18 protein-coding genes are annotated in these 20,020 nt (G+C 71.2%); 7 read left to right on the top strand and 11 right to left on the bottom strand.

Annotation, left to right across the window (positions count from 1 at the left end):
- The first annotated feature begins 137 nt into the window (after positions 1-137).
- Together AC07F3_RS39005 and AC07F3_RS39000 are read left to right on the top strand one after the other, a co-directional pair.
- On the top strand, positions 138-1,145 hold the full coding sequence (locus AC07F3_RS39005) for a bifunctional lytic transglycosylase/C40 family peptidase (RefSeq protein ID WP_479119642.1): 1,008 nt from the start codon (positions 138-140) through the stop codon (positions 1,143-1,145).
- 202 nt (positions 1,146-1,347) lie between these two features.
- Positions 1,348-2,052 (top strand): phosphatase PAP2 family protein, encoded by a 705-nt coding sequence (locus AC07F3_RS39000; RefSeq protein ID WP_479119641.1) that lies wholly within the window; start codon positions 1,348-1,350, stop codon positions 2,050-2,052.
- Positions 2,053-2,059: 7 nt separating this feature from the next.
- Here AC07F3_RS39000 and AC07F3_RS38995 read toward each other — a convergent pair whose 3' ends face one another.
- Together AC07F3_RS38995 and AC07F3_RS38990 are read right to left on the bottom strand one after the other, a co-directional pair.
- Positions 2,060-3,598 (bottom strand): FAD-binding oxidoreductase, encoded by a 1,539-nt coding sequence (locus AC07F3_RS38995; protein ID WP_479119640.1) that lies wholly within the window; start codon positions 3,596-3,598, stop codon positions 2,060-2,062.
- 85 nt (positions 3,599-3,683) lie between these two features.
- Complete coding sequence (locus tag AC07F3_RS38990) at positions 3,684-3,836, bottom strand: hypothetical protein (RefSeq protein WP_479119638.1); 153 nt, start codon at positions 3,834-3,836, stop codon at positions 3,684-3,686.
- An 89-nt stretch (positions 3,837-3,925) separates the two neighbouring features.
- Here AC07F3_RS38990 and AC07F3_RS38985 point away from each other — a divergent pair, with 89 nt between their 5' ends.
- Positions 3,926-4,717: an SCO4651 family lipoprotein gene (locus AC07F3_RS38985; protein ID WP_479119636.1), complete on the top strand. Its 792-nt coding sequence runs from the start codon at positions 3,926-3,928 to the stop codon at positions 4,715-4,717.
- A gap of 183 nt (positions 4,718-4,900) precedes the next feature.
- On the top strand, positions 4,901-5,119 hold the full coding sequence (locus tag AC07F3_RS38980) for a hypothetical protein (RefSeq protein ID WP_479119635.1): 219 nt from the start codon (positions 4,901-4,903) through the stop codon (positions 5,117-5,119).
- Between the two features lie 204 nt (positions 5,120-5,323).
- Here the strand turns inward: AC07F3_RS38980 and AC07F3_RS38975 are convergent, their stop codons facing one another.
- On the bottom strand, positions 5,324-5,668 hold the full coding sequence (locus AC07F3_RS38975; protein ID WP_053729023.1) for a metal-sensitive transcriptional regulator: 345 nt from the start codon (positions 5,666-5,668) through the stop codon (positions 5,324-5,326).
- A gap of 222 nt (positions 5,669-5,890) precedes the next feature.
- Between AC07F3_RS38975 and AC07F3_RS38970 the strand changes: the two genes are divergently transcribed.
- Positions 5,891-6,511, top strand: a complete 621-nt coding sequence (locus AC07F3_RS38970) for a DUF47 domain-containing protein (protein WP_469841371.1) — start codon at positions 5,891-5,893, stop codon at positions 6,509-6,511.
- Between the two features lie 7 nt (positions 6,512-6,518).
- On the top strand, positions 6,519-7,517 hold the full coding sequence (locus AC07F3_RS38965; RefSeq protein WP_479119634.1) for an inorganic phosphate transporter: 999 nt from the start codon (positions 6,519-6,521) through the stop codon (positions 7,515-7,517).
- A gap of 871 nt (positions 7,518-8,388) precedes the next feature.
- Here AC07F3_RS38965 and pstB read toward each other — a convergent pair.
- The 8 genes from pstB to mshD all read right to left on the bottom strand — a co-directional run bounded on the left by pstB (position 8,389) and on the right by mshD (position 17,736).
- Complete coding sequence (pstB, locus tag AC07F3_RS38960) at positions 8,389-9,165, bottom strand: phosphate ABC transporter ATP-binding protein PstB (protein ID WP_479119633.1); 777 nt, start codon at positions 9,163-9,165, stop codon at positions 8,389-8,391.
- Between the two features lie 53 nt (positions 9,166-9,218).
- A complete protein-coding gene (pstA, locus tag AC07F3_RS38955) occupies positions 9,219-10,295 on the bottom strand; it encodes a phosphate ABC transporter permease PstA (protein ID WP_479119631.1) in 1,077 nt (358 codons plus the stop codon).
- Positions 10,296-10,347: 52 nt separating this feature from the next.
- On the bottom strand, positions 10,348-11,346 hold the full coding sequence (gene pstC / locus AC07F3_RS38950) for a phosphate ABC transporter permease subunit PstC (RefSeq protein WP_479119629.1): 999 nt from the start codon (positions 11,344-11,346) through the stop codon (positions 10,348-10,350).
- A 134-nt stretch (positions 11,347-11,480) separates the two neighbouring features.
- Positions 11,481-12,626, bottom strand: coding sequence for a phosphate ABC transporter substrate-binding protein PstS (gene pstS / locus AC07F3_RS38945; protein ID WP_479119627.1), 1,146 nt, complete (start codon positions 12,624-12,626; stop codon positions 11,481-11,483).
- A 269-nt stretch (positions 12,627-12,895) separates the two neighbouring features.
- Positions 12,896-13,324 carry an NUDIX hydrolase gene (locus AC07F3_RS38940; protein WP_479119626.1) on the bottom strand — a complete coding sequence of 143 codons (429 nt, stop codon included), beginning with the start codon at positions 13,322-13,324 and terminating at the stop codon, positions 12,896-12,898.
- A complete protein-coding gene (locus AC07F3_RS38935; RefSeq protein WP_479119625.1) occupies positions 13,321-14,328 on the bottom strand; it encodes a CHAD domain-containing protein in 1,008 nt (335 codons plus the stop codon). Before AC07F3_RS38935 ends, AC07F3_RS38940 begins: the two co-directional genes overlap by 4 nt.
- On the bottom strand, positions 14,315-16,540 hold the full coding sequence (locus AC07F3_RS38930) for an RNA degradosome polyphosphate kinase (protein ID WP_469841363.1): 2,226 nt from the start codon (positions 16,538-16,540) through the stop codon (positions 14,315-14,317). The genes AC07F3_RS38935 and AC07F3_RS38930 overlap by 14 nt, the downstream gene beginning before the upstream one ends.
- Positions 16,541-16,812: 272 nt before the next feature.
- Positions 16,813-17,736, bottom strand: a complete 924-nt coding sequence (gene mshD / locus AC07F3_RS38925; RefSeq protein WP_479119623.1) for a mycothiol synthase — start codon at positions 17,734-17,736, stop codon at positions 16,813-16,815.
- Between the two features lie 284 nt (positions 17,737-18,020).
- Between mshD and AC07F3_RS38920 the strand changes: the two genes are divergently transcribed.
- Positions 18,021-19,838 (top strand): bifunctional metallophosphatase/5'-nucleotidase, encoded by a 1,818-nt coding sequence (locus AC07F3_RS38920; protein WP_479119622.1) that lies wholly within the window; start codon positions 18,021-18,023, stop codon positions 19,836-19,838.
- Positions 19,839-20,020 lie beyond the last annotated feature (182 nt).

The raw sequence follows: 20,020 nt of genomic DNA, 5'->3' as shown, positions 1-20,020 counted from the left end.
GACCTTCCGTCATGTGAGGGCGGTCAAGGACTACGAGAGCATCGTGTGCGACGGGTTCGTGGCCGGATGCGTGTGGGCCCGACACGAGTGCGGGCGAAGTGGCGGTGAACACGGCTTCGATGGGGGAGGGTTGAGGGGTGCGCAGAGTCTGGGTGATCGGCGGGATCGGGTTCGGGGTGTGCCTGAGCTTCGTCGCGCTCCTCGTTGTCGGTACGTACTCGGCCGCCGCCGGGCTGGCTTCGAAGGCGGGCGGGGCGGTCGGGCTGGCCAAGGGCGCCGTACCGGCCGTCTACCAGCCCCTCGTGCAGAAGTGGGGCAACCTCTGCCCCAGCCTCAACGCGGCGATGCTCGCCGCCCAGCTCTACTCGGAGAGCGGCTGGAAGACCAACGCCGTCAGCCCCGTCAACGCGCAGGGCATCGCGCAGTTCATGCCCGACACCTGGGCGAGTCACGGCATCGACGGCAATGGTGACGGCAAACGGGACATCTGGGATCCGGCGGACGCCATTCCGTCAGCAGCCTCGTACGACTGTGAATTGGCCAAATACGTCAAGGACGTGCCGGGCGACGCGAGCGACAACATGCTGGCGGCCTACAACGCGGGAGCGTACGCGGTCATCAAGTACAAGGGCGTGCCTCCCTACGCGGAAACCCAGGGCTACGTGAAGACCATCCGCTCCCTGGAGAAGAGCTTCGCCGCGCCCGTGGGCCGGGTGCAGCCCTCTCAGCAGGCGGCCGGGGCCATCTACTACGCGCAGCAGAAGCTCGGGACGCCGTACCTCTGGGGCGGGGAGGGGACGCCCGAGCAAGGGGGACGGTTCGACTGCTCGGGGCTTACGCAGGCCGCGTACCAGAGCGTCGGGATCACGCTGCCGCGCGTCGCCAACGACCAGTACAACGCCGGCCCGCACCCCGCCCGCAACGAACTGCTCCCGGGGGACCTGGTGTTCTTCTCGACCGACCTCGGCAACTCGCGGGCCATCCACCACGTCGGCCTGTACGTCGGTGGCGGGTACATGATCAACGCGCCCTACACCGGCGCCGTCATCCGCTTCGACAAGATCGACGCGCCCGACTACTTCGGCGCGACCCGGGTCACCAAGGACGGCGCCGCGGCCCTGCCCAGCTTCAAGCCGGGGGCTTGAACAAGCCCACCCAGTGGCTGGAACTCTCCGTGAAGCCAAGGCCCTGAGCTGCGACGATGAGTCACTCTTCGATAACGTCGTCGTGATCATTCAGTGGAGAGTGGAACGCGGCGGCCGTGGAGGGCGTTCCCTGGACAGTGACTGATGTACGTACTGACCACGGGGGTTGGTAGCAGGACGGATCAAGGCAAGGGGCCGCAGCATGGCTGGACTCGCATTCGACGGAGCGAATCCCGATGTCAGCGTGCTCTACGACATCAACGGACTCGCCAAGGACGCCCCGTCCTGGTTCGACCGCGCCATGGCGTTCGTCGGGGAGTACGGGATCCTGCTCGGCCTGGTGCTCGTCGTGCTGTGGTGCTGGTGGACCGTGCGGCGCGGGGAGGACCGGCAGTCGGCGGTCACGTCCGTGGCCGGGATCGTGTGGGGCCCGCTGGCCGCCGGGATCGCCGTGCTGGTCAACATCCCGATCCGGGGCTTCGTGCACCGTCCGAGGCCCTTCCTCGACCACAAGGGCCTCGACGTCCTGGTGGGGGGGAAGACCGACTTCTCGTTCGTCAGCGACCACGCCACCCTCGCCATGGCGCTGGCGGCCGGACTCTTCGTCGCCAACCGGAAGTTCGGCCTCGTCGCGCTCGGCCTCGCCCTGGTCGAGGGGTTCTGCCGGGTCTACATGGGCGTGCATTACCCGACCGACGTCGTGGGCGGCTTCGCGCTCGGCACCGCGGTCGCGCTGCTGCTCGCCCCGCTCGCCCAGATGCTGCTCACCCCGCTGGTCGCGGCCGTCGCCCGCTCGCCGCGGCTCGGCCGCCTGGTGCACTCGCGCAAAGCGCTGACGGTGGTTCCGGCCGCGGCCGGCGGCCCGGTCGAGCACCCGGGGCCCGAGGAGCGCGACCTGGCGGCCTGATCGGTCGTCAGAGCGCCTGCGGGAAGTCGAAGAGCCGGGCCGGGTCGTACCGCCGCTTGAGCTCTGCCAGACGTGGCGCGGCCGAACCGTAGTAGGCCGTACGCCAGTCGGCGAGGGACGGGTCCGGGTAGTTCTGGTAGGCGGCGCCCGACGCGTACGGGCGCATCGCCTCGTGCGTCCGGGCCAGCCAGGCCTGCTGGGCCGACCCCGAGGTGCCCGGCCGCCAGGACGCGATGTACTGGGCGAGCACCCGCGAGGTGCGGTGCACGAAGGCGGTGGCGTCCGGGGCGACCCGGTTGATCGCGCCGCCGAGCGCGGTGAGCACGACGGTGCCGCCGCCCCCGTTGTCCGCCGCCGCGATGCGGGTGAACTCCTCCGCGCGGACGAGGAGTTGGCGTACTCCGGCCGACGGGAGCGCCTCGGTGTAGAAGTCGGACCTCGCGGCGTACGTCTCGCGCTGGAGCACCCCTTGCGGGGCGCGGCCGGGGGTGCGGCCCGGCAGGTGGCACTGGGCCTGGCTGAACGTGGCGCACCCCGCGTACAGGAGCATCGCGTCCTGGAAGCGGGTGCGGTGCAGCGACACCGAGGCGGCGGGGGCGCCCGCGCGGTCGGCCAGGCGGTCGAGCGCGTTCTGGAGATCGCCGTACGAACCGATCGAGAACGCGGCCACGTTGACGGTCGGGTCGGCGCCGCCCGCCGCGCCCGCCACATGGGCGGCGGACCAGATCTCGTCCGCCTGGTCCGGCCCCCACGCCTGCCAGGCCTCGATCACCCCCTGCGCCTGCCGCCAGGGCCAGGTCAGGTACGCGGTCACGCCCTGAGGGGCCTCGTGCGTACGGAAGGTGAGCCCCGTGACCACCCCGAAGTTGCCGTTGCCCGCACCGCGCAGGGCCCAGAAGAGGTCCGGGTTCTGCCGCTCGCTCGCGGTCAGTTTCCGGCCATCGGCGGTGACGAGGGTCGCGGAGGTCAGGCTGTCGCAGGTCAGCCCGTACGCGCGGGCCGTGACGCCGTGCCCGCCGCCCAGGGTCAGGCCCGAGACGGCGACGGTGGGGCACGAGCCGCCCGGGATGGCGCGGCTGCTCTTGGCGAGGCCCGTGTAGACGTCGACGAGCCGCGCCCCCGCGCCCACGGTCCCGTCCCCCGCCACGCCGTTCAGCCGCGACACGTCGACCACGAGGCGGCCGGTGCCCGAGGACCATCCCGCGTAGTCGTGGCCCCCGCTGCGGACGGCCAAGGGGGTGCGGTGGGCGCGGGCGTAGGCCAGGCACTCCTGCACGTCCGCCTCGTGGGCCACGTACGCGACGGCGTCCGGCTTCTGGTCGTCGTAGCGGGTGTTGTAGAGCTGGCGGGCGGCGGCGTAGTCGGCGTCCCCGGGGCGCACCAGCCCGCCCTCCAGGGAGCCGGCCAGCGCGTTCCAGTCCGCGGGCGCGGACGCGGAGGGGCGGGAGGGGGTGGCGCTGGGTTGGGGCGCGTGCTTCCGGCCGCCGTCGCACGCGGTCGCGGTGAACGCGGTGGCGGCCGCGGTCAGGAGGGTGCGGCGGCGCATGAGGGGCTCCCGGGGGGCGTGTGGGGTGCTGCGCTGGCTCTTCCCCGTCCCGGCCGCCCCCGAACCGGGAGCCGCGCCCGGGAGTTCAGTCGGCGGGGTCGATCGAGGGCTGGGGGTGGTGGGCCCGGGCGTCGGTGCGGGCCCTGTCACGGCTGCGGCGGGCCGGTCCCGTCCAGCCGCAGGAGCAACGGGCGATCGCGAAGCTGCCGCGTTCCGTGATGGTGGTCTGGTGGGGCACCTCACCACCGTACTGCGGGCGTGACGGGGGCCGTACCGGAGTCGTTAGGAGTGCGGGCTAGGCCAGTGGGCGTTGGGGGTTTGGCGGCGATGGTGGTGCAACGGCACGGAGCCGGACGAGCGGGTGCGATCGCGGCCGCCGCGCTGGTGGGCGGGGTGATCGCGACCGTCGCCGGATGCGGCGCGGACGACGTGGAGGTCGCGGGCGGCGCCCGGTCCGACCCGGCGGCGATGGTGCGGACGGCGGCCGACCGGCTGGTCGCGGCGGGGACTTCGCAGGCCACCACCTCCATGGAGATGGCCACCGGGGGCACCCGGGTGACGATCCGCGGCGAGGGCACGTACGACTTCCGGCGCAGGACGGGGCAGTTGACGGTGGTGCTGCCCAAGGACGCGGCCGGAGCGGACGAGCGCCGCCCGATCACCGAGCTCCTCGCGCCCGGCGCGCTCTACATGAAGAACCGGGGCGCGGGCGTGCCCGCCGACAAGTGGGTCCGGGTCGACACCGCCACCCTCGCCGACGGCAACCTGGTCACGGGCGGCGTCACCGACCCGTACACGGCCGCCGAACTCCTGCGCGGCGCGCACGGCGTGAACTACGTCGGCGAGGAGGAACTCGCCGGGGTGAAGGTGCGCCACTACCGGGGGAGTGCCGCACTGCCCGCGAAGGTGGCGAAAGGGTTCTCCACGGGGGCGGTTCCCTTCGACGCGTACCTCGACGAAGCGGGGCGACTGTGCAAGGTCCGCCAGCAGTTCAGCTACGTCAACCGCGGCCGGCCCGTGGCGGTCGCCTCGACGACGCTGCTGTACGGGTTCGGGGCGCCCGTGGACGTCCGGCTGCCGGACGCGCGGGACATCTTCGCCGGGAAGATCCAGCCGTAATCAGCCAGAAATGGCCCCCTCGGGCGGGGCTGTGGTGGCGGAAATGGTCCGTCCGTGCCATGCGCGGTCCGTGTCCCCCTCCCTACGCTAGGAAGCCGACGATGGCGAACAGACCGAGCGAACAGTCCGGGCCGGGCGAACCGACCCGGCCAACGACGGCGGGAAGAGGTCGAGGAAGAGGTGATGTGCGTGGCTTCGCTTCGCGGTGCGACCGTCCAGGACCACGTGGCCCTCGTCGAGATCGAGCTGTGCGGTGACCTGATGATCGCGGCCTCCGCCGCGGAGGGGGACCGGCTCAGCCCGGACCTCATCGACGAGGTGCTGAACGTGGGGCAGCCCGGCCCCGCCCAGCCGCCGGAACGGTCCGCCACCTGGACCGGCCGCGACGACGCCTGGGGCTAGCCGGGGATCGAGGGTGCGGGGCGCGGCGGGTCTCCTCCACCGCCGCGCCCCGCCCGCGTCCGTCGCGCACGCCGCGACACGCCCGTGCCGGAAGGCCCTTGTGGGTGCGGCTGTCCGGGGCACTCCGTGGCCGGATCCGTACGTTCGGAGCGGCGGGGCCGGGAGGCGCGGGACCTGTCTCACGTACGCATCACACGGGCTGTCTCACGTACGCATCATGCGGGCGATCGCCTTGGTGGCTTCCTCCACCTTGGCGTCGATCTCGTCGCCGCCCTTGACCGCCGCGTCCGCCACGCAGTGCCGCAGGTGCTCCTCGAGCAGCTGGAGCGCGAAGGACTGCAGGGCCTTCGTGGACGCGGAGACCTGGGTGAGTATGTCGATGCAGTAGACGTCCTCGTCGACCATCCGTTGCAGGCCGCGGATCTGGCCCTCGATGCGGCGCAGCCGCTTGAGGTGCTCGTCCTTCTGCTTGTGGTAGCCGTGCACGCCGTGGTCGTGGTCGGTCACAGGGGTCTCGACCGGGGGACCGGCTGCCTCGGTGGTCGTCATCGCGTCCTCCCGTTGTCTGCCATGTGCCTGGTGGCCTGCCGTGTGAGGCAAGGGGTTCGATACCCCTCATGGGTATATGGTAACGAATTTCCGGCTCCCCCGGCGGGGGCCCGTGCTGATCACTGTGCCTGATGGGCGACACTGAAGAACGCCGGTTAGCCGTGGCCGGATGATGCGCCTAGCATCAGCCTGACCGAATCCCAAGCACTCCGAGGACCCCACGTGCGCTTTCGTCTGACCCCCAGGGAGACGAGCTTCTACGACATGTTCTCCGCATCCGCGGACAACATCGTCACGGGCTCGAAGCTCCTCATGGAACTGCTCGGAGCGGATTCCGCGTCCCGGGCCGAGATCGCGGAGCGCATGCGGGCAGCGGAGCACGCGGGGGACGATGCCACCCACGCGATCTTCCACCAGCTGAACTCCTCCTTCATCACGCCGTTCGACCGCGAGGACATCTACACCCTCGCCTCGTCGCTCGACGACATCATGGACTTCATGGAGGAGGCCGTCGACCTGGTCGTCCTCTACAACGTGGAGGAACTGCCCAAGGGCGTCGAGCAGCAGATCGAGGTGCTCAACCGGGCGGCCGTGCTGACCGCCGAGGCGATGCCGAACCTGCGGACGATGTCCAATCTGACCGAGTACTGGATCGAGGTCAACCGCCTGGAGAACCAGGCCGACCAGATCCACCGCAAGCTGCTCGCCCACCTCTTCAACGGCAAGTACGACGCCATCGAGGTGCTCAAGCTCAAGCAGATCGTGGACGTACTCGAAGAGGCGGCGGACGCGTTCGAGCACGTGGCGAACACGGTGGAGACCATCGCCGTCAAGGAGTCCTGACCCAGTCATGGACACCTTCGCGTTGATCGTGACCATTGGCGTCGCGCTCGGATTCACGTATACGAACGGCTTTCACGACTCGGCGAACGCCATCGCCACGTCGGTCTCGACGCGGGCGCTGACCCCGCGGGCCGCGCTCGCCATGGCCGCGGTGATGAACCTCGCCGGTGCCTTCCTCGGCAGCGGCGTGGCCAAGACCGTGAGCGAGGGGCTCATCTCCACGCCCGAGGGCAACAAGGGGATGGGCATCCTGTTCGCGGCGCTGGTCGGCGCGATCATCTGGAACCTGGTCACCTGGTACTTCGGGCTGCCCTCGTCCTCGTCGCACGCCCTGTTCGGCGGCATGGTCGGCGCCGCGCTCGCGGGCGGGACCACCGTGTACTGGTCCGGCGTGCTCGACAAGATCGTCATTCCGATGTTCGTCTCGCCGGTGGTCGGCCTCCTCGCCGGTTACCTCGTGATGTGCGTGATCCTGTGGCTGTTCCGCAAGGCCAACCCGCACAAGGCCAAGCGCGGGTTCCGCATCGCCCAGACCGTCTCGGCGGCCGGCATGGCGCTCGGCCACGGCCTTCAGGACGCGCAGAAGACCATGGGCGTCGTGGTGATGGCGCTGACCATCGCCGATGTGCAGTCCGCGGGCGACGAGATCCCGATCTGGGTCAAGATCGCGTGCGCGGCGATGCTGTCGCTCGGTACGTACGCGGGTGGCTGGCGGATCATGCGGACGCTGGGGCGGAAGATCATCGAGCTGGACCCGCCGCAGGGGTTCGCCGCCGAGGCGACGGGTGCCTCGATCATGTTCGGGTCCTCGTTCCTCTTCCAGGCGCCCATCTCCACGACGCATGTGATCACCTCGGCGATCATGGGTGTGGGGGCGACCAAGCGGGTCAACGCGGTGCGGTGGGGGGTCGCGAAGAACATCATCCTGGGGTGGTTCATCACGATGCCCGCGGCTGCGCTGGTCGCGGCGGGGAGCTACCTGGTGGTCCGGCTGTTCTTCGGCTAGCCGCGCCGCCCGGCCGGGTTCTCCACCCCACCCCGCCCCTTCCCCAACCCCTCCGGGGGCGGGAGGGGGCGTCGCCGTTTCCGAACGCCGTGCACTCGGCCGCCCCCGGCCGGCTCGCGCAGTTCCCCGCGCCCCTCGACCCGCCTTCGATCTGCGGACCGTGCTCGCTTCTCGCGCAGTTCCCCGCGCCCCCTCGAACCCGCCTGCATCCGCGCGCCTGCCGGGCGTTTGCTTTGCGCAGTTCCTCGCGCCCCTTGACCCGCCTTCGCCTGCGGACCGTGCCCACTTCTCGCGCAGTTCCCCGCGCCCCTGCACACGACGTCGGCCTTGCGCCGTGCGTGGTTGTTCGCGCAGTTCCTCGCGCCCCTAACCCCTCGGTCGTGTGCGGGCCGTGGTCGCTTCTCGCGCAGTTCCTTGCGCCCCTGGCGGTAGTGGGGCGGGCCGGTGCTGGTGTCTTCAGCCTGTCCGGCGTTTGAGGACGAGCGCCGTTCAGGCGCGAGCGGGGGTGTGGGGGCGGAGCCCCCGCCGGGGTTCGAGGGGCGGAGCCCCTCAAGGGGGTCTGGGGCGCAGCCCCAGGGCTCAGCACATCCAACCCTGCGCAACGGGCGGGCGGGTGGGCAAACCCCCTGGGGTCTGGGGCGGAGCCCCAGGGGCGGAACCATCCAACCCCGCGCACCGGGCGGGCGGGTGGGCAAGCGGCCCCCCGGGGTTTGGGGCGCAGCCCCAGAGCCAACCCCGCCGCACGGGCGGTCGGGCGAACCCAGCGCGGCGTACCGAAAAGTGGGCCCGCCCCCTGGGTCTCAGGGGGCGGGCCCGTCGTCTTGCGGTGGCACCGCCATGCAGCACCGCAGACGTCTGGGGGAGGCGGGGCCTAGCCGAAGCGGCCCGAGATGTAGTCCTCCGTGGCCTGGACGGACGGGTTGGAGAAGATCCGCTCGGTCTCGTCGATCTCGATGAGCTTGCCGGGCTGGCCGACCGCCGCGAGGTTGAAGAAGGCCGTACGGTCCGAGACGCGCGCGGCCTGCTGCATGTTGTGCGTCACGATGACGATCGTGAAGCGCTCCTTGAGCTCGCCGATCAGGTCCTCGATCGCGAGGGTGGAGATCGGGTCGAGGGCGGAGCACGGCTCGTCCATCAGCAGGACGTCCGGCTCCACGGCGATGGCCCGCGCGATGCACAGACGCTGCTGCTGGCCGCCGGAGAGCCCCGAACCGGGCTTGTTGAGGCGGTCCTTGACCTCGTTCCAGAGGTTCGCGCCCTTGAGCGACTTCTCGACGACGTCGGCCAGTTCGTTCTTCTTGTACTTGCCGTTCAGACGCAGCCCCGCCGCCACGTTGTCGAAGATCGACATCGTGGGGAACGGGTTGGGGCGCTGGAAGACCATGCCGACCGTACGGCGCACGGCCACCGGGTCGACCGCGGAGCCGTACAGGTTCTCGTCGTCCAGGAGCACCTTGCCCTCGACCCGGCCGCCGGGGGTCACCTCGTGCATGCGGTTCAGGGTGCGCAGGAACGTGGACTTGCCGCAGCCGGACGGGCCGATGAAGGCGGTCACCGAGCGCGGCTCGACCGTCATCGAGATGTCGTCGATCGCCTTGTGGGCGCCGTAGTAGGCGGAGAGGCCCGATACGTCGATTCGCTTGGCCATAACAATCACTGCTTCTTTCGGGCGTGCGAGAAGGGGTCGCTGAGATGGCCGCGTCAGCGACCGTGCTTGGGGGCCTTCCAGCGGGCGATGCCGCGAGCCACCAGGTTGAGGATCATGACGAAGGCGATCAGGACCAGGGCGGCGGCCCAGGCGCGGTCGTACGACGCGTCGCTGCCGACCCGGTACTGCTCCCAGATGTAGAAGGGGAGCGAGGACTGAGCACCCGCGAAGGGGTTGGTGTTGATCAGCTGGCTGCCGAAGACGAGCAGCATGATCGGGGCGGTCTCACCGGCGATGCGGGCGATGGCGAGCATGACGCCCGTGGTGATGCCGCCGATCGCGGTCGGGATGACCACCTTCAGGATGGTGCGCCACTTCGGCACGCCCAGGGCGAGGGAGGCCTCGCGCAGCTCGTTCGGGACGAGCTTGAGCATCTCCTCGGTGGAGCGGACCACGACCGGCATCATCAGGATCGCGAGGGCGAGCGAGCCCATGAACCCGGAGGGCTGGAGGTCGAACATCAGCATCAGGGTCAGGATGAAGAGGCCGGCGACGATGGACGGGATGCCCGTCATGACGTCGACGAAGAAGGTGACGGCCCGGGCGAGGGCGCCCTTGCCGTACTCCACCAGGTAGACCGCGGTGAGCAGGCCGAGCGGCGCGGAGATCAGGGTGGCCAGGCCCACCTGCTCCAGGGTGCCGATCAGCGCGTGGTAGACGCCGCCGCCCTGCTCGAAGCCGGGGACACCGGCCATCGAGTGGGAGAGGAAGTATCCGTTGAGCACCCGGGTGCCGCGGCTGATGGTCGTCCACAGCAGCGAGAACAGCGGGATCACCGCGAGGACGAAGCAGACCCAGACCAGGGAGGTCGCCACCCGGTCCTTGGCCTGCCGCTTGTTCTCGACGGCCGAGGTGACCGCGTACGAGACGAGGACGAAGAGCAGGGCCGCGATCAGGCCCCACTGGACCTTGCTCGACAGGTCGAAGACGAGGCCGATGCCCACGGCGAGGGCGATCGCGACGAGCGCGAAGGCGGCGCCTGCCCAGCGGGGCAGGGCGCGGTGGCTGAGGCTGCCCTTGCCGGGGGCCGGTGCGGCCGGCCGGGCGTCCTGAACGGCTGCGTGGCTCATGCGAGGCTCCCTTCGGGGGCTGCGGTACGGAGGCTGCGGGACGGCACGGCGCTCATGCGTTGGCTCCCGAGTACTCCTTGCGGCGCGCGATGATCATGCGTGCGGCGCCATTGACCAGCAGGGTGAGCACGAAGAGGACCAGGCCGGAGGCGATCAGCGCGTCCCGGCCGAGCTGGTTGGACTCGTCGAACTTCGCGGCGATGTTCTGCGCGAAGGTGCCGCCGCCCGGGTTGAGCAGGTGCAGCGAGATGATGTAGCTCGGGGAGAGGACCGTGGCGACGGCCATCGTCTCGCCGAGCGCGCGGCCCAGGCCCAGCATCGAGGCGGAGATCACGCCCGAGCGGCCGAAGGGCAGTACCGAGAGCCGGATGACCTCCCAGCGGGTCGCGCCGAGGGCCAGGGCGGCCTCCTCGTTCATGCGCGGGACCTGGAGGAAGACCTCGCGGCTGACGCTGGTCACGATCGGCAGGATCATGATCGCGAGCAGGATGCCGACGGTGAAGATGGAGCGGGCGACGCCGACCTCGGTCTTCTCGAAGAGGTAGGTCCAGCCCAGGTAGGTGTCGAGCCACTCGTTGAAGCCGCCGAGGTAGGGCACGAGGAACAGGGCGCCCCAGATGCCGTAGACGATCGACGGGACGGCGGCGAGCAGGTCGACGACGTACGCGAGCGGCGCGGCCAGCTTGCGCGGCGCGTAGTGCGAGATGAACAGGGCGATGCCGACGGCGATCGGGACCGCGATGGCCATCGCGACGACCGAGCTGACGACGGTGCCGAAGAGCAGGACCGCGATGCCGAACGCGGGCGGGCTGCCGGCCGGGTTCCAGTCGAAGGTCGTCAGGAAGTTGCCCTGGTCCTTCGAGATCGCGATGCCGGCCCGGACGCTGAGGAAGACGGCGATGGCCGCCATGACGACGAGCAGGAAGATGCCCGAGCCCCGCGAGAGTCCGAGGAAGATCTTGTCGCCCGCGCGGCCGGTGGACTGCTTGCGGCGCGCTGCCGGGGCGGGAGCGGGAGGTGGTGGGGTGTCCGTTGCTATGGAAGAAGCCATGATCTTTCCGGTCTGTGGGCGGGGCCCGAGGGGCCCCTGGCGGCGGTGCACCGGAGGTGTGCGGCGGGGGCCGGATCGGGGCCCCCGTCCCACGCGAGCCGCCGGGTCTTCGGCCCGGCGGCTCAACTGGTCGGCTACTGGAGCTCGTTGATGGTCGAGACGACCTTGGAGTTGATCTCGGCCGGGATGGGCGCGTAGCTGGCGTCGGTGAGCAGCTTCTGCCCGTCGGCGCCGGCGGCGTAGGAGAGGAAGGACTTGACCGTGCCGAGGGTGGCCGGCTTGTTGCCCTTGTCGCAGACGACCTCGTACGTCACGAGGACGATCGGGTAGGCGTTGTCGGCCTTGGTCGTGTAGTCCAGCTTCAGGGCCAGGTCCTTGCCGGTGCCGGCGATCTTCGCGGCGGCGATGGCGGTGGAGGCGTTGGCGGAGCTGGCCTTGACCGGGGCGGACGCGCCGGTGTTGATGTCGACGGTCTTGATCGACTGCGAGGAGGCGTACGAGAGCTCGAAGTAGCCGATCGCGCCGTTGGTCTGCTTGACCTGGGCGGCGACGCCGGCCGAGCCGGACGCGGCCTGGCCGCCGGGGGCGGCCCACTTCTTGGCGGGCGCGTACGTCCAGTCGGCCTTGGCCGTGGCGCTGAGGTACTTGGTGAGGTTCTCGGTGGTGCCGGAGTCCTCGGAGCGGTGGAAGGCCTGGATCGCCAGGTCGGGGAGCTTGGCGCTCGGGTTCAGCTTGGCGATGGCCTCGTCGTTCCACTTGGTGATCTTGCCGTTGAAGATCTTCGCGAGCGTCGAGGCGTCCAGGACGAGGTTGTCGACGCCCTCCACGTGGAAGCCGATCGCGATCGGGCCGCCGACCATGGGCAGGTTGATGCCCTGGCCGCCGCCGGTGCAGACCTTCTTGGAGTCCTCCACCTGCTGGGCGTTGAGCGGGGAGTCGGAGCCGGCGAAGCCGACCGTGCCCTGGGTGAAGGCGACGATGCCTTCGCCGGAGGACGAGGACTTGTAGTTGATCTGCGCGTCCTTGCAGGCCGCCATGTAGTTCTTGACCCACAGGTCCATGGCGTTCTTCTGCGCGGAGGAGCCGGAGGCCAGGAGCTGGCCCTTGGCGCCGTCGCACTTCACGTTCGAGGCGGCCCCGGTGGTCTTGTCGCCGCTGCCGCCCGTGCTCCCGCCGCCGCTGTTGTTGTCGCTGCCGCACGCCGTGAGGGCCAGGGCGCTGGACACGGCGATGACGCCGAGGGCGGTGGCGCGGAGCCGGTTCTTGCGCTGAAGCTTCACTTTCGGGTGTTCCTTCCGGGAGCCGCCGGTTTCCGTTCGTTGTACGGCGGCGTGCGTGGTGAGGCGGTGAGGGCGGGACGCCGTGCACCGTGTAAGGCCGAAATTAGGCAGAACAGGTGAAGCGGTCGACGGGGGAGAGTTAACGGAAGGTGAACCGTGGCGGGCAGTGCGGTGCCGACCGTTACCGGTTCGTGTTCAGTTGGCATACGGAAACGGTTCCGCACGGGGGAAGCGCCCCGCGGCGCCCGGATTCCGGTGGCGCCGCGGGGTCAGGCGGAGTGGAGCGCGTCGAGGAGCGCGAGGACCAGCTGGCGGTCGCGGGGCGCGGTGAGGCGGTGGTGGGCGGCCGCCGGGGGCAGCCAGAGCAGCCGGTCGACCTCGGAGTTCGCGCGGAAGCGGCCCTCGCCCGCCTCGGCGGCCCAGTAGTCCACCCGCTTGGGGCGGCCCTGGCGGTCGGTGTAGTGGACGGTGGGCAGTGCGGCGCCGGGCGTGCACGGGTACCCGGTCTCCTCGTACACCTCGCGCAGCGCGCCCGCGAGCGCGTCCTCGCCCCGCTTCAGCTTGCCCTTGGGATGGGACCAGTCGTCGTACTTGGGCCGGTGGACGAGGCAGATCTCCAGCCCGCCGTCCCCCCAGGGGGAGCGGCGCCACAGGACGCATCCCGCGGCGAGGACGGTTTTGTCGGGTGCGGTGCTCATGGGGCGGCCGTCGTGGCCGGGGGTGCGGTGCTCACCGCCACAGGCTGCCAGACCCGCTGGAAGGCGAAGCGGGCCGCCTCCACGTCGTGCCGCTGGTCGGCGTGGAGCACGCCGAGCGCGTACGCGGTGGCCGGGGCGATCCGCGGGGTGCGGGCCGCGGCGGACGCGGCGGCCGCGGCCTCGGCGGCGTCCCGGTGCCGGTCCAGGGCGCGCCCGGCGGCGAGCAGGCGCTCGCAGGGAGCCGCGTCGCCGGGCCCGTGGCGCAGCACCTCCTGGGCGTACCGGTGCAGCCGCAGGAGCAGCCGGACCTGGTGCCAGGGGCTGTCCTGGCTCTCGCTCTCCTGGACCAGGGCCTCCGCGTTGTACGGGCGGGCGGCGCGGGCCAGCGGCAGCGCGGCCACCGCCCGCTCCAGGCGGTCCTCGGCGTCCAGGGCCGCGGGCGTGAGCACCTCGCAGGCGCGGGCGGCGGCCGCGGACGCCAGCGGCACCTCGCTGGCCAGCAGCGCGACCGCGTCCGCCACGGCGTGGAACCGGGACGAGCCGAGCGCCTGGAGCGCCGCCGAGTGGGCCCGGGTGCGGGCCAGCGTCAGCTGCCGGTCGAGCAGCGCGCCGGCCCGGGCGGCGCCCACCGTGAGGCCGCCCGCGTCCCCGCGCTGCGGCGGCACCTGGCTGCCGGACAGCCGGTGCAGGGCGTCCAGGAGCCGGGTGAGCCGGGCGGCGGTGGCGTGCTCGCCCGCCAACGTGCCGGACAGCCACGCCAGTTCGGTGCGCAGCGGGTCGGCCCACGCGGTGTCGAGCAGCGGGCGGAAGGTGTGCAGGGTGCCGCTGATGCGGCGGGCGGCCGCGCGCAGCGCGCGGGCGGCCTCCTCGCTGGTGTGGTTGTCGGGCCCCGCCTCGCGGTGGAGGCGGAGACTGCGCAGGAATTCCCCCGCCTGCGCGTGGAGGTAGGGGGCCAGGACCTCGCCCGCCAGCTCCTGTCCGGCGATGTTCTCAGGGCGTTGCACGCCGGCGCCTCCGGGCGTCTATCAGCATCTCCTGTACGTTCCGCAGCGGCTGTCCCTCGGCGTCGGTCGAGTGCCGGGTCCAGTTCCCGTCGGCGCCCAGGTGCCAGGACGAGGTCGTGTCCGACATCCCGGTCTCCAGGAGCCGGCTCAGGGCCGCGCGGTGGGCCGGGTCGGCGACCCGGACCAGTGCCTCGATGCGTCGGTCGAGGTTGCGGTGCATCATGTCGGCGCTGCCGAACCAGACTTCGGGCTCGCCGCCGTTGCCGAAGGCGAAGACCCGCGAGTGCTCCAGGAAGCGGCCGAGGATCGACCGGACCCGGATGTTCTCCGAGAGACCGGTCACCCCCGGGCGTACGGCACAGATGCCGCGCACCCAGATGTCGACGGGCACGCCCGCCTGGGAGGCCCGGTAGCAGGCGTCGATGACGGCCTCGTCGACCATCGAGTTGACCTTGATGCGGACGTAGGCGGGCCGCCCGGCGTGCTGGTGGGCGATCTCCTTGTTGATCCGCGAGACCAGGCCGTCCCGCAGGGACTTGGGGGCGACGAGCAGGCGCCGGTAGGTCTCCCGGCGGGAGTAACCGGACAGCCGGTTGAAGAGGTCCGAGAGGTCGGCGCCGACCTGCGGGTCGGCGGTCAGCAGGCCCAGGTCCTCGTAGAGGCGGGCCGTCTTGGGGTGGTAGTTGCCGGTCCCCACGTGCGAGTAGCGGCGCAGCGTGTCGCCCTCCTGGCGCACCACCAGGGACAGCTTGCAGTGCGTCTTGAGGCCGACGAGCCCGTAGACCACGTGGCAGCCGGACTCCTCCAGCTTGCGCGCCCACTTGATGTTGGCCTGCTCGTCGAAGCGGGCCTTGATCTCGACGAGGACGAGCACCTGCTTGCCCGACTCGGCCGCGTCTATCAGCGCGTCCACGATCGGCGAGTCGCCCGAAGTCCGGTACAACGTCTGCTTGATGGCCAGCACGTCCGGGTCGGACGCGGCCTGTTCCAGGAAGGCCTGTACCGAGGTGGAGAACGAGTCGTACGGGTGGTGCAGCAGGACGTCGCGTTCGCGGACGGCGGCGAAGATGTCGGGCGCGGAGGCGGACTCGACCTCGGCGAGGTCGCGGTGGGTGCCCGCGACGAACTTGGGGAACTTCAGCTCCGGCCGGTCGAGCGCGGAGATCCCGAACAGGCCGGTCAGATCGAGCGGTCCGGGCAGCGGGTAGACCTCGGCGTCCGAGATCTTCAACTCCCGTACGAGCAGGTCGAGTACGTACGGGTCGATGGACTCCTCGACCTCCAGGCGCACCGGCGGCCCGAAGCGGCGCCGCATGAGCTCCTTCTCCAGGGCCTGGAGCAGGTTCTCGGCGTCGTCCTCCTCGACTTCGAGGTCCTCGTTGCGCGTCACCCGGAACATGTGGTGCGCGAGCACCTCCATGCCGGGGAAGAGCTCCTCCAGGTGCGCCGCGATGACGTCCTCAAGGGGCACGTAGCGCTGCGGCGAGGCCTCCAGGAAGCGGGAGAGCAGCGGCGGGACCTTCACACGCGCGAAGTGGCGGTGGCCCGAGACCGGGTTGCGCACCACCACGGCGAGGTTGAGCGAGAGCCCCGAGATGTACGGGAAGGGGTGCGCGGGGTCCACGGCCAGCGGGGTCAGGACCGGGAAGATCTGCTGGCGGAACAGCGTGAAGAGGCGGGCCTGCTCCTTCTCGGTGAGCTCGGGCCAGCGGATCAGGTGGATGCCGTCGTCGGCCAGCGCGGGCGCCACGTCCTGCTGGTAGCAGGCGGCGTGCCGGGCCATGAGTTCGCGCGAGCGCGTCCAGATCAGGTCGAGGACCTCGCGCGGCTGGAGGCCGGAGGCGGAGCGGGTGGCGACGCCGGTGGCGATGCGGCGCTTGAGCCCGGCCACCCGGACCATGAAGAACTCGTCCAGGTTCGAGGCGAAGATCGCCAGGAAGTTCGCCCGTTCGAGGAGCGGGGTCGCCGGGTCCTCGGCGAGCTCCAGGACGCGCTCGTTGAACGCGAGCCAGCTGCGTTCACGGTCCAGGAAACGGCCCGAGGGCAGCTCGTCGCCCTCGCTCTCGTCCTCGTAGGCGTCCAGGTCCGCGTCGATGTCCGGCTCCAGGTCGGAGACGGCGGCCGCGAGCGTGTGCGGCCGGTGCGCGGCTATGGAGCCGACGGACGGCTGGGCGGGCTGGAGCGGGACCTCGGCGCTGGGCTGCTGGCTCATGTCCCCATTGTTCCGCGCGTCGGGGCTGTCCAGCGCGTCGGAGAGGGCGGGGGTCAGGGCCCGGGGGGTTCTCGTGGGGGGAACTGTTCCGTTCCGGGTGGCGGGCGCCGGCGGCTTCATTACGCGAGCGTCGCAAGCGTGTCTGAATGGCTGGTTACGAGGACATGACGTAAGGGCAAGCGAACCCCGGCCCCCGGGCGTCGCCCGGGGGCCGGTCCGCGGGGCGCGGCCACCAGGATGCGGCGGCCGGCCGGGCCGGGGCAAGGGGCGGGTCAGGACTCCGCGCGGTACATCAGGTCGACCTCGTGCGTGGTGAAGCCGAGGCGCTCGTACACCGTGACGGCCGCCGTGTTGTCGGCGTCGACGTACAGCATCGCGGTGGGCAGGCCCTCGGCGGCGAGGTGGCGCAGGCCCGTCGCGGTCAGCGCCTTGCCGAGGCCGCCGCCCTGCGCGTCGGGCCGGATCCCGACGACGTACACCTCGCCGAGCCGCTCCTCGGCGTGCACCTTCGTCCAGTGGAAGCCGACGAGTTCGCCGTCCTTCTCCGCGAGGAAGAAGCCCTTCGGGTCGAACCACGGCTCGGCCTTGCGGTCGTCGAGGTCGCGCTGGGTCAGCGAGCCCTGCTCGGGGTGGTGCGCGAAGGCCGCCGCGTTCACCGCGAGCCAGGCCGCGTCGTCCTCGCCCGGCGTGAACGTGCGCACGGTGACGCCCTCGGGCCAGACCGGCTCCGCGATGTCGAGCGGGCTCAACGGGCGCCGCAGCTGGCGCAGTTCACGGAACAGGGTCAGTCCCAGGACCTGGGCGAGGTGGCGGGCCGCCGAGTGGCCGCCGTGCGCCCACACCCGCAGCCGCTTGCCGGTCGCGCCGAGCAGGGCGCTGCCGAGGGCGCGGCCGTGCCCGTGGCCCCGGTACGCGGGGTGCACCACGAGCTCGGCGGCGGGCGCCTCCACCGGGTCGGTGTCCTCCAGCTGGGCGTACCCGGCGAGCACGTCGCCCACCGTCAGCAGGAAGTGCCGCACGCCCTCGCGCCGGCCCCCGCGCAACTGGAGCCGCCCCTGCTCGGAAACGGCCTGCTGCCCGTCGCCGCGGGCGGCTTCGGCGAGGAGGTCGAGGACGGCCTGAGCCTGGGAGTGACTGAGCTCGTCGAGCGTCTGGATCTCACGGGTGGACGGGGCGGGGACGGCTGCGTCTGTCATGCCTACGAGAGTACGGCGGAGGTCCTCGCGACCGGGGCGGGGCAAGCGTCCGGATCGGCACCACGGGGCGGCCGTACGTCCGCGAGCGGGCGGCCCGGGGTGCCGCCGGAGCGGCGCGGCGCGGCGCCGTACGCCCGTGGGTGGGCGCACCGCCCCGGCCCCTCCCCTCCGTCCGTGATCAACGGCAACCAGCTCGTGACCCGCCACCCCCTGTTGCGCTACGCGCGTTGACCATAGGCTGCGCCGGGAATTCACCGGACACTCACAGGGGACTCAAAGACCACATGCCAGCGAAACCCCACATGAAGCGTGCCGCCACACGAATGTGGGCGGGGGCCGCCGGACTTGCCACCGTCGGAGCCCTCGTCGCCGCGATGCCGGCCGACGCGCACGACCACGGGCACCGCCCGAAGCCGGACCGCACCGTCGACGTACAGCTGCTGTCCTTCAACGACCTGCACGGCAACCTGGAGCCCCCGGCCGGATCGGCAGGCGCGGTGACGGAGCGTCAGGCGGACGGGAGCACCAAGTCCGTTCCGGCGGGCGGCATGGAGTACCTCGCCAGCTCGCTGCGCACGGCCCGCCAGGGCCACCCGTACTCGATCACCGCGGCCGGCGGCGACATGATCGGCGCGAGCCCCCTGCTGTCCGGGCTCTTCCACGACGAGCCGACCATCGAGGCCCTCAACAAGCTGAAGCTGGACGTCACGGCCGTGGGCAACCACGAGTTCGACGAGGGCGCCACCGAGCTCGCCCGGATGCAGCACGGCGGCTGCCATCCGACCGAGGGCTGCTACGAGAAGGGCAAGAAGTTCCGCGGCGCGGACTTCCCCTACCTCGCGGCCAACGTGACGAGCGAGAAGACCGGCAGGCCGATCCTCAAGCCGTACACGGTGTGGCAGAAGAACGGCGTCAAGATCGGCTTCATCGGCGTGACCCTGAAGGGCACCCCGAACGTCGTGACCGCGGCCGGCGTCAAGGGGCTCAAGTTCGCGGACGAGATCGAGACGATCAACAAGTACGCCAAGGAACTGGACCGCCAGGGCGTCAAGTCGATCGTCGCGCTGATCCACGAGGGCGGCATGCCGTCCACCAACGCGTACAACGACAGCTGCGACAGCCAGGGTCCCGGCAGCGGCATCTCCGGGCCCATCGTCGACATAGCCAAGGGCGTCTCGCCCAAGGTGGACGCGCTGATCACCGGCCACACCCACCAGGCGTACGTGTGCACCATCCCGGACCCGGCGGGCAACCCGCGCATGGTCACCTCGGCGGCGTCCTTCGGCAAGCTGTACACCGACACGACGCTCACCTACGACCGGCGCACCAACGACATCGTGCGCACGGCGGTGAAGCCCCAGCAGCTGCCGAAGTCCGCGAACCACATCGTCAGCCGGAACCAGCCCAAGGCCGCGGACATGTCCGAACTGATCGCCCGCTGGGGCAAGTTGGCGGCGCCGGTGGCCAACCGGCCGCAGGGCTACATCTCCGCCGACATCAACGGCCGCGGCTCCGACGCCCCCGAGAAGCCGCTCGGCGACCTGATCGCCGACGCCCAGCTGGCCGGTCTCTCCGCGCCGGACAAGGGCGGTGCGCAGATCGCCTTCATGAACCCGGGCGGCATCCGCTCCGACCTCGTGTACAAGGCGTCCGGCAGTGAGGGCGACGGGGTCGTGACGTACGGCGAGGCCTTCACGGTCCAGCCCTTCACCAACATGATGAACGTGGTCGACCTGACCGGAGCGAAGATCATCTCCGCCCTCCAGCAGCAGGTCAGCGGCCCGAACCAGGCCGACCCGAAGATCCTCCAGATCTCGAAGGGCCTGACCTACACCCTGGACATGACGAAGTCGGGGGCGGACCGGGTGCTGACCGACACGGTGAAGCTGAACGGGGTGCCGCTGGACCCCGCGAAGACGTACCGCGTCGCCATGAACGAGTTCCTCGCCGGGGGCGGGGACGGCTTCCCGGCGCTGGTCGGCACGAACAAGCTGGTGGGGGCGTCGGACCTGGACGTCTTCGACGCGTACCTGGCGGCGAACTCGTCGGCCTCCGCGCCGATGGCTCCGCCGGTTCCGGGGCGGATCTCGGTGCGGAGGTAGCCGGGGCGGTTCCGGTTGCTGGGCGTCCTTGAGGCCGGCGGGGGTTTGCGAACCCCCGTCGCCCCCCGCGTCTGGGACCTGAGCCGTCCGCGGGCCGTGCGTGGCCGTTCGCGCAGTTCCCCGCGCCCCTGAACCCGCTTTCGTCTGCGGACCGTGCGTGCTTCTCGCGCAGTTCCCCGCGC

This window comes from Streptomyces sp. NPDC045846 (assembly GCF_056431605.1).
The sequence above is the reverse complement of the archived record's forward strand: the minus strand, read 5'-3'. Positions and strand labels throughout refer to the sequence as shown.